This window comes from Dehalococcoidia bacterium (genome assembly GCA_041653995.1).
GTDB lineage: Bacteria > Chloroflexota > Dehalococcoidia > GIF9 > UBA5629 > CAIMUM01.
Window position 1 is genome coordinate 176,435 of sequence record JBAZEK010000004.1, and the last position, 14,807, is coordinate 191,241.

General features: G+C 58.2%; 14 protein-coding genes. 6 read left to right on the top strand and 8 right to left on the bottom strand.

Features of this window, described 5'->3' with window-relative positions; all coding sequences use genetic code 11:
* Positions 1 to 51: 51 nt before the first annotated feature.
* From WC359_11535 to WC359_11560, 6 genes are read right to left on the bottom strand one after another with little or no spacing between them, the layout of a single operon-like run.
* Positions 52 to 819 (bottom strand): alpha/beta fold hydrolase, encoded by a 768-nt coding sequence (locus WC359_11535; GenBank protein MFA5401067.1) that lies wholly within the window; start codon positions 817 to 819, stop codon positions 52 to 54.
* Positions 819 to 1,445, bottom strand: coding sequence for a site-2 protease family protein (locus tag WC359_11540; GenBank protein MFA5401068.1), 627 nt, complete (start codon positions 1,443 to 1,445; stop codon positions 819 to 821). Before WC359_11540 ends, WC359_11535 begins: the two co-directional genes overlap by 1 nt.
* Positions 1,442 to 2,173, bottom strand: coding sequence for a TlyA family RNA methyltransferase (locus WC359_11545; protein ID MFA5401069.1), 732 nt, complete (start codon positions 2,171 to 2,173; stop codon positions 1,442 to 1,444). The genes WC359_11540 and WC359_11545 overlap by 4 nt, the downstream gene beginning before the upstream one ends.
* A gap of 56 nt (positions 2,174 to 2,229) precedes the next feature.
* Positions 2,230 to 3,186, bottom strand: a complete 957-nt coding sequence (locus WC359_11550) for an SDR family NAD(P)-dependent oxidoreductase (protein MFA5401070.1) — start codon at positions 3,184 to 3,186, stop codon at positions 2,230 to 2,232.
* A 13-nt stretch (positions 3,187 to 3,199) separates the two neighbouring features.
* Positions 3,200 to 4,759 (bottom strand): long-chain-fatty-acid--CoA ligase, encoded by a 1,560-nt coding sequence (locus WC359_11555; protein ID MFA5401071.1) that lies wholly within the window; start codon positions 4,757 to 4,759, stop codon positions 3,200 to 3,202.
* A gap of 20 nt (positions 4,760 to 4,779) precedes the next feature.
* Positions 4,780 to 6,024, bottom strand: a complete 1,245-nt coding sequence (locus WC359_11560) for a thiolase family protein (GenBank protein MFA5401072.1) — start codon at positions 6,022 to 6,024, stop codon at positions 4,780 to 4,782.
* A gap of 166 nt (positions 6,025 to 6,190) precedes the next feature.
* On the opposite strand from WC359_11560, the gene WC359_11565 reads away from it, so the two are divergent.
* Positions 6,191 to 6,802 carry a TetR/AcrR family transcriptional regulator gene (locus tag WC359_11565; protein MFA5401073.1) on the top strand — a complete coding sequence of 204 codons (612 nt, stop codon included), beginning with the start codon at positions 6,191 to 6,193 and terminating at the stop codon, positions 6,800 to 6,802.
* A 124-nt stretch (positions 6,803 to 6,926) separates the two neighbouring features.
* Here WC359_11565 and WC359_11570 read toward each other — a convergent pair whose 3' ends face one another.
* Positions 6,927 to 7,850 carry an SDR family NAD(P)-dependent oxidoreductase gene (locus WC359_11570; protein MFA5401074.1) on the bottom strand — a complete coding sequence of 308 codons (924 nt, stop codon included), beginning with the start codon at positions 7,848 to 7,850 and terminating at the stop codon, positions 6,927 to 6,929.
* 70 nt (positions 7,851 to 7,920) lie between these two features.
* Entirely contained in the window at positions 7,921 to 9,219 is a 1,299-nt protein-coding gene (locus tag WC359_11575; GenBank protein ID MFA5401075.1) for an MFS transporter, read from the bottom strand.
* A 133-nt stretch (positions 9,220 to 9,352) separates the two neighbouring features.
* Here WC359_11575 and WC359_11580 point away from each other — a divergent pair, with 133 nt between their 5' ends.
* From WC359_11580 to WC359_11600, 5 genes are read left to right on the top strand one after another with little or no spacing between them, the layout of a single operon-like run.
* Positions 9,353 to 10,816 (top strand): M20 family peptidase, encoded by a 1,464-nt coding sequence (locus WC359_11580; GenBank protein MFA5401076.1) that lies wholly within the window; start codon positions 9,353 to 9,355, stop codon positions 10,814 to 10,816.
* 28 nt (positions 10,817 to 10,844) lie between these two features.
* Positions 10,845 to 12,023: a CoA transferase gene (locus WC359_11585; GenBank protein ID MFA5401077.1), complete on the top strand. Its 1,179-nt coding sequence runs from the start codon at positions 10,845 to 10,847 to the stop codon at positions 12,021 to 12,023.
* Between the two features lie 4 nt (positions 12,024 to 12,027).
* Entirely contained in the window at positions 12,028 to 13,218 is a 1,191-nt protein-coding gene (locus WC359_11590) for a CoA transferase (GenBank protein MFA5401078.1), read from the top strand.
* A 6-nt stretch (positions 13,219 to 13,224) separates the two neighbouring features.
* Positions 13,225 to 13,956, top strand: coding sequence for an enoyl-CoA hydratase-related protein (locus tag WC359_11595; protein ID MFA5401079.1), 732 nt, complete (start codon positions 13,225 to 13,227; stop codon positions 13,954 to 13,956).
* On the top strand, positions 13,956 to 14,642 hold the full coding sequence (locus WC359_11600; protein MFA5401080.1) for an enoyl-CoA hydratase/isomerase family protein: 687 nt from the start codon (positions 13,956 to 13,958) through the stop codon (positions 14,640 to 14,642). Before WC359_11595 ends, WC359_11600 begins: the two co-directional genes overlap by 1 nt.
* The last annotated feature ends 165 nt before the right edge of the window (positions 14,643 to 14,807 follow it).

A 14,807-nucleotide genomic window follows, 5' to 3' on the forward strand; every position in this document is an offset into this window, starting at 1 on the left:
ATGCTGCAAGCTCATAATCACTAATTCAAATACAGCGGCGCTTTGTGCGCGCTACAGGCCGGCCAGTTTCTGCAGCCAGGACATGACAGCCTCGACAGCCCTCTCGTCCTGGCGCAGCCTGTGGCCCGCGCCGGGCAGAACGAGTTTTTCTTTGGGCCGTCCGGCTTTCTTATACAGGTGCTCAAGGTGTTCAACAGGCACAACGTCGTCATCTGCGCCGTGCACCAGCAGCAGCGGTTTTGGTGCTACCTTATCGATGTGGTCTATGGGCGCAACCGCTTTAAACCCATCCAGCCATTTCTTGACCGAGGGAGGATAACCGGCGTCTCTGATTATCCCTATCTCCCTGAACCGGACTATTAAAGATTCCGCCGTGTAGCCGCCGGCCATGAAGTCGAACTCGGCCGGACAGGCCAGCGTGGCCACCGCGCTCACGTGTTTCTCACGGGCGGCTACGTTGATGCAGGCGGCTGCGCCTCCCGAAGAGCCCACTAAATATATCTTCTTCCTGTCCACTTCCAGCAGCATATAGAGAAACTCAACTGCAGCCTCCAGGTCACAGGTCCATCCCGGCATATCGATATTGCCCTGGCTGGGACCGCAGCCCCTGAAGTTAAAGACCAGCGCGATGAATCCCGCCCGGCAGAACCTGGCGGCCAGCTCGGGATAACCGCCTTTCTCATCGGGGTTGTAGGAGACAGCAGGGATGCCGTGGCATATACACACGGCGGGATGGAGCTTGCTGCAATCGTCCGGCAGGAAAACATGCCCGGCCAGCACGACATCGTCAGCGCACAGGACTACGGCTGAATCTCGCATTATTTGATCACCCCCAGCATTAACATCAGGAGCAGGCCCCATGAAATCACCACCAGCACGAACCAGGCAGCCTTGTTCCAGCGTAAAATCTTCACACCGTCCAGCGGTGGGAAGGGCACGAGGTTGAAAGCCGCCAGCCACAGATTGATTTGGAAACCGAAGGCGCCGACCAGGCCCCAGATGCCGGAATTTCCCGTCCCTGCGGCCAGCAGGAAGAAAAGCCCGGCCAGTATGATATTGGCGGTGGGGCCGGCGGCGGATATCATCCCCTCCTCCCAGGGGTCCGGCTGCTTATATGTCGAAGTATAGACGGCCCCCGGCGCGAAAAAGAGAAAGCGCCCGAAGCTGATGATGGCGGAGGCGACCGCAATGATCAGCCCCAGCTTCCACATGCGGAACTCGGCACGGTATCCGAAGCGCTGGGCCACTCCCTTGTGGGCCAGCTCGTGAAAGAGGAAGCCGGTCCCGATGCCGACCAGGGCTACGCCCAGGAAGACGGCAAACTGCGCCATCGACTGCGAATACGGCGTCCCTTGCTGAGGGATCAGGTATTGCAGGGAGAAGCACAACCCCAGCGCCAGCCAGCAGATGGCCAGGTCGCGCAGCTCGATTTTACTGAAGCTCACGGTTTGAACGGCCTCATATGCATTAGAAACTCTACATTTCCGTCGGCGCCGGATACAGGTGACGCCGTCAGATTAAGCAACGACCAGCTATTCAGGTTCATCCAGGTTATGAATTTGCCGATGCAGCGCGCGTGAACCTCCGGGTCTTTGATCACACCGCCCTTGCCCACGTCCTTTCTATCGGCCTCGAACTGCGGCTTGAAGAGGACGACCAGCTCGCCGCCCTCTATAAGATGCGGCAGTATGTTGGGTATGACCGCCGTCAGCGATATGAACGATACGTCCACGGTGGCCAGGCCGGCTTTGCCCGGCAGATCGAAGGGATAGTGGGCGTTGACCTTCTCGATGACCACAACACGATCATCCTGCCGCAGCCTGTAATCTATCTGGCCATGGCCGACATCCAGGGCGTATACCCTCTTCGCCCCATGCTGTAGCAGGCAATCGGTGAAGCCTCCGGTCGATGCCCCCACGTCCAGGCAGCGCAGGCCCGATACGTCGATGCCGAATACCTTCAGCGCATGGTCGAGCTTGAGGCCGCCCCGGCTCACATAGGGCAGCTTCTGCTTGAGGCTGATTTCGGCGTCTTCAGGGACAAGGCAGCCTGCCTTGGACAGCAGACCGCCGTTAACGGTAACCTCGCCGGCCATAATCATAGCCTGGGCCTTGCTCCTGTTCTCCGCCAGGCCGCGTGCAACCAGAAGGCTGTCGAGGCGCAGTTTAGTCATTATAGTATCAGCGGCAGTAATTACTGCCGCTGATACTATAGCAAAAATCGTCCGTATTATTTCGCCGGAGGCGGCGGCGGGGGCAACATACCCCTGGTCAGGCTCTTGGGCATCAGGTCGGACAGCTCTTTGACCGTCCAGACTCCATCCTTAAAAATGCTCGTCACGACCGTAGGCTCTGAGTAGATCCCGATTTCGCCGCCACTCACAAAGAAGGTCTTACCGTTGATCCCGCCTGCGGCGTCCGTGGCCAGATAAACGACCAGCGGTGCAATATGGTCGGGCGCCAGCTTCTTCAACTCGGCGTTCAGCTGATCTTCACTCATGTTTTTCATCAGGCTTCCAAAGTCCAGGCCCTGACCCGCGCTGGGGCTGTCGGCTTTTTTATCCCAGGCCGACTTCATGGCAGGGGTCAAAAGGCGGGTAACGGCCAGGGGCCGAATGCAGTTGGTGGTCACACCGTATTTGGCCATATCGAGGGCCACGGTGCGCGTGAAGCCGACAATGCCTTCCTTGGCCGCGCTGTAGTTGGCCTGTCCCAGATTGCCCAGGCCGGCCTGCGATGATGTGTTGATGATGCGCCCGCTACGCTGCTGCCGGAAGAAGGCGCAGGCATGCCGCGTGCAGAAAAAGTGCCCGTACATATGCACCTTCTGTATGATGTCCCACTCATCCTCGGTCATATTGAAGACCATACGGTCGCGCAGTATGCCCGCGTTGTTGACCAGAATGTCTATTTTGCCGAAGGCGTCCACGGCGGCCTTGATGATGTTCTCGCCGCCCTTCCACGTGGCCACCGAATCGTAGTTGGCCACGGCCTGACCGCCCATCTTCTTGATCTCGGCTACGACCTCGTCGGCGGGTGTGGATGCTGACCCTGCACCATCCGAGCCACCTCCCAGATCGTTGATCACTACTTTGGCCCCTTCAGCTGCGAAGAGCAGAGCCTCGGCCCTCCCCAGGCCGCGCCCCGAGCCGGTGATTACGGCTACCTTACCGTCCAGTAAACCCATAATACCGCTCCATTCAATTCACTCCCCGCGTCTTCCCTTCCCAAAAGGGAGCGCGCAGGGTCTTTTTATCGATTTTACCCACGGCAGTCACAGGGATCTGCGACTGAAAGACGATTTTTTTAGGAAGCTCATATTTATTGAGCTTACCCCTGCAGAAGTCCAATATCTCTTTTTCTTCTATATCGCCGTCGGCCACGACCACAGCAGTTACCGCTTCGCCCCATTTTTCATCCGGGACACCTATGACGGCCACCTGCTTTACACTGGGATGTTTGGATATCACGTTCTCAACGGAGGCGGAGTATACATTGAAAGCGCCGGTGATGATCATGTCCTTTTTCCGGTCGACCAGATATAAGTAACCCTCTTCGTCCAGTTTGCCCATGTCTCCTGTATGCAGCCATCCGTCGACCACCGTAGCAGCGGTCATCTCCGGATGGTTCAAGTAACCTTTCATTACAAAGGGAGCTTTAACCAGTATCTCTCCGGCCTTGCCCGCCGACAGGTCCTTCCCGCTGTCATCGACGATGCGGACTGCAACCATCTGGCACGGCCGCCCGCAGCTTGAGAGAAGACGGGTATGCTTCATGGCCCTTATATGGTCTTCCATGGTCAACGTGGTAACAGCCTGAGGACACTCGGTCTGTCCGTAGATTTGCACCAGTATCGGGCCGAAGCGCTCCATAGCCTCCGCGAGCCGTCCTTCGGACATGGGCGCAGCGCCGTAAAGCAGCATCCTCAGCGAGCTCAAGTCATAGTCACCACTTTTTAAAACGTCCAGCAGTATATAGATTATAGTAGGCACGAGGAACATAACGGTGACCTTTTCATCACGGATGAGATTGAGCAGGCGGAACAGGTCGGCTTTCTTCTCGATTATAAAGCGCACCCCGTTGATACATCCCAGGTACATGATAGCGCCCGCTGCATGCGCCAGCGGCGTCATCAACATGATGGTGTCGGAAGGCAGTAGATTGTAGGCCAGAGACTGCGCGACCAGGAGGTAGTAGAAGCTCGCCTGTGAATGTATAACGCCCTTGGGGGTGCCTGTAGTGCCGCCCGTGTACACGACCAGGGCATCGTCATCAGGTTTTGCCGTGAAGGGCGGGTCCTGTGTTTTTTGCCCCGAGAGAAATTTGTCCCAGGCGATGATGCCACCACTGGTTACTCCGCCCACGGTCACGATGGTCTTCAAATCAGGCAGACGATCTTTCATCTTCATGATCCTTTCCTGGACGGACAAATCTACCAGGGCCATCTTCACCTTTGCGTCCTGCAGGATAAACAGCAGGTCCTCATCTCCCACCAGCATATTGATGCCGACGGCGGTGGCGCCCGCCTTGAAGATACCGTAGGTGGAATAGACGATTTCCATGCTGTTGGGAATGGCCACGGCCACCCGGTCTCCCGGGCCGTATCCCAGGGCCTGAATGCCGTTAGCCACGCGGTTGGAGTTTATGTGAACGTCATAGTAGGTATATTCAGCGTCCTCCATTTTGGCGAAGACCTTGTTGCTGAACTTCTTCAATGTGCTCGCCATTAAGAATTGAGTGGTAACCGTTTCGTGCGTCATAACGACAACCTCCAGATTTATTATTTATTTACCTTCTGCAATATGTGCACACACATGGCAGCTTCTTCCACACCTATGTTGCCCCCACCGTTTTCCGTAAGACCGATGCGGGCGTTCTCCACCTGTCGCGCTCCTGCTTCACCCCTCAACTGGGTGACGACTTCATAGATCTGCGCCAGGCCCGAGGCGCCGATGGGATGTCCCCGGCATTCCAGTCCCCCGCTGGTATTGACGGGTTTCTTTCCGCCCAGCGCGGTCGCTCCGGTCTCGGCATACGGCCCGCCTTCTCCCAGCGGGCAGAAGCCCATTACCTCCGTCTGGTGCAGCTCGCTCCAGGCGGTTGCATCATGCAGTTCCGCTAAATCCACGTCTTTTGGCCCCAAGCCCGCCTGCGCGTATGCCTTCAGCGCCAGGCGCTGCCCGATATCTTCCCCGTCAAGCTCCCTGTCGCTGCCCTGTCCGGGTACGGAAGCCAGTATTTTCACCACCCTCACACCATTTAGCTTCTTCAGATACCTGCCCGAGCAGACGATGGCAGCGGCGGCGCCATCGCCCACGGGCGCACACATTGCTCTCGTCAGAGGATAGGCTACCCGTCTATCGGCAAGGACCTCGTCAACGGTCATGGTATTCCGATACTGCGCGAGAGGATTGAGTGAGCCGTGCCTGTGGTTCTTGGCGCACACCAGCGCCATCTGGCGCTGCGTGGACCCATATTTATTCATATGCCAGCGCGCATTCATTGCATAGGCGTCCATAAAAATGCTGCGGCCTTCGCCCGGTGCGGACTCATCGGCTGGCATGGGGATGGTGAAGGTCTTGCCCACCTCCAGAATCATCTTGATATGCTTTTCGAAGTTCTCAACGTCCATGCAGGATGCATAGGCAGCCAGCGAAAGTGTTTTATCGGGATTGGTTATCTTCTCCGAGCCGATGGCGAGAGCGATATCGAAACAGCCGGCCATGATGCCCGTGCAGGCCAGGTTCAAAGCTGTGGATGCTCCGGCACAGGCATTCTCGACATTGGTAACCGGGATGCGGTCGATCCCCATACCCCGCATCACCACCTGGCCGCGAATGGAATGTTGATTACCAAACATACCCCAGAATGTATTAGAAAAATAGGCTGCCTCGAGCGATTTTTTATCTATGCCTGCATCCTCTAAGGCTATCGATGCCGCTTCCTCCGCCATGCCTCTCACCGTACGATCCGGCAGCTTGCCGAATTTTGTCATACCAACGCCTATTATATAAACACCTTCCATGTACCCTTTCCTCTAATCTGTATTATACATACTGTAGTATGTATTCATTAGCTCATTTTACTTGAGATTTAGATCTCTGTCAACAGCATACCAGGGATATGAGGGCTGCCGGTTTAAGCATCGGCAGCGTAAATATGATAAGATTAGTAACTCGGGGGAATTCAGTATGCCAAAATTAAGGACAAGCATCCGCGCCGTGCGGTCTCAGATGACCAGACAGCGCATATTCAATACTGCAGTATCTCTATTTCTTGAAAAGGGATACGACAGCGTCACAATCGATGAAATCTGCCGGAGCGTAGGATTGACCAAGGGCGCCTTCTACTCTCATTTCAAATCCAAAGACCAGATCGTTCTGGAAAGAATGCTGGCTGTGGACGAACATTACCGCACAGATATACTGCCGCTGGTTGAAAACCTGGAATCGAGCATCGATAAGGTATTGGCCTTCGTCAGGCTGGTTATCGCTCACATGGCGGAGCTGGGCAAAGCAACGGTCAGAATCGCCTATCTAACACAGATCGGATATGATGAGAAACTCTCCGCCATCATGACAGAGAAAAGGACGCTTTACAAGATAATCCAGGCGTTGGTGGCCGAAGCCCAGGAAAAGGGAGAGTTGAGAAGCGACCTGGCCAGCGCGCAGATCACGCAGGTGATAATACACAATATCAGGGGTATCGTTTACAACTGGTGCCTTTCGCCGAGTAAGTTCGACCTGCGGGAAGCAGGTGAAGACCTGATTCAAGTATTATCTACCGGTTTACACAAACCGTAGCTTCGGATGTTTACGATAACAAAACATAGCGTGGCGCACCCTGAGGTGCGCCCGCTTGCGTCGCAGCGGGCGGGTTTAAAAACCCGCCCCTACAGATACTACTCGCAATGACGTATAAGCTTATCTATTTCGCCGGAGGCGGCGGCGGGGGCAACATGCCCTTGGTCAGGCTCTTGGGCATCAGGTCGGACAGCTCTTTGACCGTCCAGACTCCATCCTTAAAAATGCTCGTCACGACCGTAGGCTCCGAGTAGATCCCGACCTCGCCCCCACCCACGAAGAAGGTCTTGCCGTTGATTCCGCCCGCTGCGTCCGTTGCCAGATAGACCACCAGCGGAGCAATGTGCTCAGGCGCCATCTTCTTCAGCTCGGCACCGATATCCAGTCCCAGTCCACCACCGCCTTCCTTGGCTTTCTTTTCCATTGCCGCCTGCAGTTCAGGGGTCAGGGTCAGCCTGGTAGCTGCGATGGGGCGTATGCAGTTGGTGGTCACACCGTACTTGGCCATATCGAGGGCCACGGTGCGCGTGAAGCCGACAATGCCTTCCTTGGCGGCGCTGTAGTTGGCCTGTCCCAGATTGCCCAGGCCGGCCTGCGATGATGTGTTGATGATGCGCCCGCTGCGCTGCTGCCGGAAGAAGGCGCAGGCATGCCGCGTGCAGAAAAAGTGCCCGTACATATGCACCTTCTGTATGATGTCCCACTCGTCCTCGGTCATATTGAAGACCATGCGGTCACGCAGTATGCCGGCGTTGTTGACCAGTATGTCTATCTTCCCGAAAGCGTCGACGGCGGTCTTTATGATATTCTCGCCGCCCTTCCAGGTGGCCACCGAATCGTAGTTGGCCACAGCCTGGCCGCCCATCTTCTTGATCTCGGCTACGACCTCGTCGGCAGGTACGGATGCGGAGCCGGCCCCGTCCGAGCCGCCGCCCAGATCATTGATAACTATCTTGGCCCCTTCAGATGCGAAGAGCAGAGCCTCGGCCTTCCCCAGGCCGCGCCCCGAGCCGGTGATTACGGCTACCTTACCGTCCAGTAAACCCATGCGAATACCTCCTTTTTTTATGCGAAGTAGATTATTTTAACACACGTTGACACAACAATTAATAGTCTGTTCAGGCCTCGGCCAGCAGGGTCTCGCGCCTGACCTTCTCCGCATCGTCCGGATAGGTGCGCGCGGCGATGAGGAAGAATATACCGCCCACGACCCCCACTGCGGCTGAGAGCATGACCGCCACGCTCAAACCTTCTGCGCCGCCGCCCAGCAGATCGGACAGCCAGCCTATCACCCACGGACCCCAGGCGCCGCCGAACAGGTACTGGGCAAATACCACGAGGCCCATGGAGAGGCCCTTATGCGCCACCGGCACAATGTCCTGTGAAACCGTGGCAAAAGCCGGCACCGCCATTGAAGCTATGATGCCGTAGAGCACGGCCAGCGCAATACCCAGGGGACTGAACTTGGTCAGTATCACTATCACGATCAACACAGCGGAGACCAGGTAGGAAACGGCGGGCACGTACATCCTGCCGCGCGGGTCCTTCTTGCGCCAGACATCCGACAGCACGCCACCCAGCGGCGCGCCGATGATAGCCGTCAGTCCGATGCCCCCCACCAGCATGCCGGCGCTAGCCTCGTTCACATTCATCACGCGCATGATCAGGCTGGGCAGCCAGATCAATACCGAGGTGGACATGAAGACGGCCAGGCCCAGGGCCGGGTAGAACCATTTTATGGTGGGCAGCTTGAGCACGTTGCCCAGCGCGACAAAAAATCCTTTGATGCCGGTCGACGCACCCGCGTCGACCGCCGTCTTGTAATCCTTCATAAAGAAGGCCAGTATGCCCAGGATAACGCCGGGTATGGCGAAATAGTAGAAGGGCGTGCGCCATCCGAACTTGGCCGAGATGATGCCGCCCAGCATCACGCCGGCGGCGGCGCCCAGCGGTATGGCTATGTGAAAGATGCCCAGCGCGCGTCCCCGTTTCTCCTTGGAGTAGGATGCGCTGATCATGGCGGTGCCGCCCGGTACGAAGCCGGCCTCGCCCAGGCCCACGAAAGCACGCGGTATGAGCACGGTGACAAAATTGGTGGCCAGGCCGGTGAGGAAGGTGAAGCCGCTCCACAGGATGGCCATCAGTCCGATCGATTTCCTGCGGCTCCAGCGGTCGATCATATGTGCGATGGGGAAGGAGAAGAGCGCCATGCCCAGGATGAGCACGGTCGAGGCCAGTCCGCATTCGGCGTCGGTCAATCCCAGCTCCATTTTCATGGGCTGCAGGATGACCGAGAACACCTGCCTGTCCATGTAGTTGATGGCGTACAGCAGTGTGCATATGATGAGAACGTAGTGCGCGCTCCAGCCGCCCGTCCTGTACTCTTTTACCTCATTCTTTCCGTTACCATTTGCCATAGCGGTATCCTCCTTTAATCCTGCGCCGCCCCACCCGATGGAATTCAACGCACTATACTACATCGGCGTAATGGATGCAATCGGGCCGTTATGCTACAATTCCATAGTCAGCAATCGGAAGAGGAGCGGCAACATGTCATTCTGGGTTATCGCAGTGTCGCTCGCGGCACTGGCAATCGTCGTTCTCATAGCTGTAATTGCAGCCAGGACAGCTGCCTTTAAGTCCAGACAGACGAAAACCACTGAAAAGATCGACTATTCTATCGACATCGATGCCGCAGCCTCGCGGTTGTCACAGGCAATAACCTACAAAACGGTCTCGAGCCACGACCGATCGCAGTTCGATTTCGAACAGTTCACGGCCTTCCAGGCCTTCCTTGAGAAATCCTTTCCCCGGGCCCACACCACCCTGGCAAAGCAGTTGATCAACAGCTACGGCCTGCTCTATATCTGGAAAGGCGCTAATCCCGATCTGAAACCCGTGCTGCTGATGGCCCACCAGGACGTCGTGCCCGCCTCCGAGGAGGGATGGGAGCACCCTCCCTTCTCCGGCCGTATAGCCGACGGCCGCATCTGGGGCAGGGGGACGCTGGACGACAAAGGCAGCCTGATGGGCATACTGGAGGCTGTGGAGCACCTGGCCAAAGACGGCTTCAAGCCGTCCCGCTCGATCTACCTTGCCTTCGGCTTCGATGAAGAGGTGGGCGGAAAAGAAGGGGCGGGCAAGATCGCCGAGCACCTCAGGGCGCAGGGCCTTAAGTTCGAGTACATCATAGACGAGGGCATGGCGGCCACGCAGGGGGTCGCGCCGGGCATACCCGGCTGGGTAGCTTTAATCGGCATCGCCGAGAAAGGCTACCTGTCGCTGGAATTGAGCACGCAGGCAGAGGGAGGCCATGCCGCCCAGCCGCCGCGCGAGACCGCGGTAGGCATACTTGCGGCCGCCGTTGCCAGGCTGCAGGCCAAGCCTTTCCCGGCACGGTTTACGGAACCCGCCGCTGCGCTCTTCGACTACCTGGGTCCGGAGATGCCCTTCCCCGCCAGGATGATCTTCGCCAACATGTGGCTGTTCGGCGGCCTGGTAAAAGGACAGCTGGCCGCCAGGCCCGTGACCGACGCCTCCATCAGGACGACCACGGCGCCCACGCAGTTCCGGGGCAGCGACCAGGACAACATACTTCCCATGCTGGCCACGGCCGTGATCAACTTCCGCATACTGCAGGGGGACACCATCGAAAGCGTTACACAGCGCGTGACCAGGATAACAGGCGATCCGCGCGTTAAAATACGTCCCCTCGCCGGCAACCTCTTTCAGCCATCCCCCACCTCACCCACATCCGGGTGGAGCTTCGGCATGCTGAACGGCGCCATCAGAAGTATCCTGCCCGATGCCATAGTGGCGCCCACGCTGGTGCTGGGCAGGACCGACTCCTGCTATTTCGTCGACCTCTCCCCCTGCTGCTACCGGTTCGTGCCCGAGCGTGTCAGGTCGGATGAGCTGGCATCCCTGCACGGGGTTAACGAAAAATTATTGATCAGCAGCTACAAAGAAATAATCTGCTTCTATATACATCTGATAAGCGGCTCATGCAAGTGAGCTCGTCAATAAATAAAGGAGGTTACCCATGTCACAAGGAGCATTATCCGGTATCAGGGTGCTCGACTTCGGCCAGTATATAGCAGGCCCCTTCGCGGGCGCGCTGCTGGCTGAGCAGGGCGCCGAAGTGATCAAGGTTGAGCGGCCGGGCGGTGACCCCATGCGCGGACAGGACGCTTTTATGGTCTGGAACCGCAGCAAGAAAGGTATCGTACTTGACCTGAAGAAGCCCGAGGGGCTCAAGATCGCCCTGGATTTGGCTAAAAAAGCCGACGTAATCATTGAGAACTTCAAGCCGGGCACGGCCGACAAACTGGGCATCGGCTACGATAAGATAAAGGAATTGAACCCGCGGGCGGTGTACTGCTCGATCTCGGGATTCGGCCCAAAGGGGCCTTACGCAGGCTGGGCCGGCTACGACCAGATCGTCAGCACGGTGGCCTCGGTTTACACCGAGCAGGGACTGGCGACGCACCCGCTCTTCATAGTGCTGCCGCTGGCCAGCCTGTACACTGCCGTGGACGCGGCCTTCTATATCGTATCCGGCCTGTGCGTGCGGGAGAAGACCGGCAGGGGACAGAAGATCGATGTCTCGCTTTTCCGCACCATCCTCAGCACCTTCCGCCAGTTCAATGTAGACTTCGAGGGCATGTTCCGCGCCCCCTGGGGCCCCACCGGACCCATGCCGCTGTACCGTCCCTACCAGTGCAAGGACGGCGAGTGGCTGTTTACCGGCCTGGGCAATCCCAAATTCTTCATGCAGTTTGCCGTCGAGCTGGGCCACGATGAGTGGCTGACCGATCCTCTTTTCGAGGGAGCGCCCTTCCTTATCTTCCCGCCGCGCAACGCTCAGGTGATGTCCATGCTCAAGCCCCTGTACAAAACAAAGACGCGAGCGGAGTGGATAAAGCAGTTCATGGATGCAAGCATCCCTGTGGCGCCGGTGCAGAACGTCGACGACTTCATGGCCTACAAGCAGGTAATCGCCAGCGACATGGTGCAGACCGTCAAGGAGCCCAAAAAGGGCAACGTCAGGGAGATGGGTGTGCCTGTGGCCCTGGCGGACACTCCGGGCAAGATCAAGGGGCCGTCGCCGCAACCCGGCCAGCACACGCGCGAAGTGCTCAAGGAGCTGGGTTATTCGGCGCAGGAGATCAAGCGCCTCAAACAGGGTAACGTGATCAAACTGGCTCCGAGGAGGAAATAAGAAAATGATGCCGTTAGAGAAAATCAGGGTAGCAGATTTCACCACCATGCTGGCCGGCGCCGGCGTATGCCGGGAGCTGGCCGACCTCGGCGCGGACGTGATCAAGATCGAGCCTATCGACGGCGATTCCTGGCGCATGCTGGCCGGCGGGTTCATGGGCGTTAACCGCGGCAAGCGCGGCATCGTGATCGACCTCAGACAGGAGGAGGCCAGAAAGATCGCCCACAGGCTGATCTCCACCTGCGACATGGTCGTGGAGAACTCCCGTCCGGGCATCATGAAAAAGCTCGGCATGGACTACGAGACCGTCAAGAAGATAAAGCCGGACATACTATATGTTTCCATGCCCGCATTCGGATCGAAAGGTCCTGATGCGGAACGTCCCGGTTACGATCCCCTATTCCAGGCCATGAGCGGCCAGATGCTGGGACAGGGTGGACCCGGCAAGACGCCGATCTTCCACAAGATACAGCTCAACGATGAGATGGGGCCCATGCTGGGCGCCTTCGGCGCGTCTCTGGCCCTTTTCAATAAGCTGCGCACGGGGCAGGGCCAGTTTGTGGAGACCTCGTTGCTGCGCTCGGCCGTCACGATACAATCGGGCAATTTCATCCAGTACAAGGGCATGAAGCGCAAATACCTGGGCAAGCCGGACATCAAGGGGCTGGGCGCGCTCGACCGCCTCTACCAGGGCATCGACGGCGGCTGGCTTTACATTTACTGTCCCAAGGAGGCGCACTGGCAAACCCTGTGCAAGGTGCTGGGCCTGACCGCCCTCACCACGGATCCGCGCTTCGCCACCCCTGGCGCCCGCAAGAAGCACGACAGGGAGCTCACAGCCATACTGGAGGAGACCTTCTTCACCACGCCCGCCAACGCCTGGTCGCTACTGCTGGCGATGCAGGGCGTGCCCGCAGCGCAGGGCCAGGGCATCGTCGACCTGCTGCAAAGCGACGCTCACTGCAAGGCCACCGGAGTGTATGAATTTCAGGAACATCCGCAATGGGGCAAAGTGCAGCTGCAGGGTATCAACGCGGAGTTCTCGGAGACACCGGGCAAAGTGCTGAGGCCCGGGCCCATGCTGGGCGAGCACACCACAGAGGTGCTGCTGGAGATCGGATATACCAAAGAGCAGATCGAGGACTTCAAGGCCAGGAAGCTGGTCCTGCAGGCCGAGGTACCCGCTAAGAAGTAGCCGCTTATGAGCTCGACTACTACTTTCGAATGCAATCGCGGACTGGCTGTAATCAGGCTGGCGCAGGACGGGCCCGGGCCCGACCTGGCTGCCCGGCTGGCTGTAATCTGCGATGAACTGAACTACGATACTGAGATCAGGGCCGCTGTCATCACCGGCAGCGGCCCTGCCTTCTGCGGAGATGCCGAATCCACCCGCGGGGAACAGCCCGCCTTTTCGCTGTCGGCGCCTGTAGCGTCGCTCAATTGCCCGGTGATCGCGGCCATCAACGGTGACGCCATCGGAATCGGACTGGAGCTGGCGCTGGCCTGCGATATCAGGATCGCGGCGGAAACGGCGCACTTCTCCCTGCCCGGCATCCAGCATGGTCTGATACCCTCGGACGGCGCCACGCAGCGGCTGCCCCGTCTGGTGGGGCGCGCCAAGGCCGTGGAGATGATGCTGACCGGCGAGGTTATATCCGCGGACGAAGCCCTGCGTATCGGGCTGGTCAGCCGGGTCGTGCCGGCAAAAGACGTGCTGAACGTTGCGCTGGAGATGGGACGCGAGATGGCCGGCAAGGCTTCGTGGGCACTCAGGTACTGCAAAGAGGCCGTGTACAAGGGGCTGGATAGGACGCTGGCCCAGGGGCTGCAGCTCGAGGGGGATCTTTACTTCCTGCTGCATACCACCGAAGACCGCATTGAAGGCGTCAACGCCTTCAGAGAGAAGCGCAAACCCGAATTCAAGGGGAAATGATGGACGGATTCGAGACCATCATCTTCGAAAAGAAGGGGCACACAGCCTTCATTACGCTCAACCGTCCCCGGGTGTTGAATATCTACAACGTCCGCATGCGCGACGAGCTTTACGAAGTGCTCTCGGCCATACAATCTGATTCGGATGTACACGTAGCCATAATCAGGGGCGCGGGGGAGAAGGCCTTCTGCGCCGGCGCCGATCTGAGCGAGTTCCTCTCCGCTCCCGCGCCCGTATTTGCCCGCCATGTGCGCTGGCAGAGGGACGTATGGGGGCTCTTTCTCAACCTGCCGCAGCCCGTAATTGGCGCGCTGCACGGCTACGTCTTCGGCTCCGGCATCGAGATGGCCATGTGCTGTGATATCAGGATTGCTGCTGAAGACGCCGTATTCGGGCTGCCGGAGGTAGCGCTGGGCTTCATACCCGCAGCCGGCGCCACGCAGACCGTGCCCCGCGCCGTAGGTCCCGGCCAGGCTCTTGATTTATTGCTGACCGGCCGCCGGGTGGGAGCGCAGGAGGCCCTTGAGATGAGACTGGTCAACCGTGTGGTTCCGCGCGCCGATCTGCAGGCGGAAGCTGAAAAGCTGGCCGAAATAATAGCCGGCTACGATCAAAGGGCAGTGCGGAAGCTGAAGGAATCAGTCTCAAGGGGATTGGACTTACCGGTTTCCATCCGGTCATTGTGACTTTTTCCATCGTCATTGCGAGCCCGAAGGGCGCAGCAATCTTCATCCACTCATGTCATTGCGGCTTTTTTCACTCGTCATTGCGAGCGAAGCGTGGCAATCTTGTGTTCTGAACCATGACAACAGCAGATTGCCGCGTAGCCTGCGGCTGCTCGCAATGACTCC